Annotated in this window: 1 pseudogene; it reads right to left on the bottom strand. The window is 51.5% G+C overall.

Annotated elements, in window-relative coordinates:
- Positions 1–171: pseudogene (locus B3F77_RS11285) on the bottom strand (carbohydrate ABC transporter substrate-binding protein); the annotation flags it as partial.
- Positions 172–297 lie beyond the last annotated feature (126 nt).

A 297-nucleotide genomic window follows, 5' to 3' on the forward strand; every position in this document is an offset into this window, starting at 1 on the left:
GTCCTTGTGTTTCTCTTCGAATTTCTTGATGACTGAAAACAAGGCGTCATCTTCGGCCTTGTAATAACCCTTGACCCACCAGACAGTGAGTTTTTCCTGGGCGACAGCCTGGCCGCCGGCCAATAGCGCCGTGGTCATGAGTACCGTCGTGGCAAGTAGTTTGAATTTCATCGATAGTCTCCTTGTGTAGTGAGTGAGGAAAAGTTTTGCGGGGATCAGGACGCTTTTAGCGGCGAGGCGGGTTGATGGACGCGGCGCATGCCGATGTACACCTCTTTTATTTCAGCGATGTTGGTC

This window comes from Polaromonas sp. UBA4122 (genome assembly GCA_002381615.1).
Classification (GTDB): Bacteria; Pseudomonadota; Gammaproteobacteria; order Burkholderiales; family Burkholderiaceae_C; genus Polaromonas.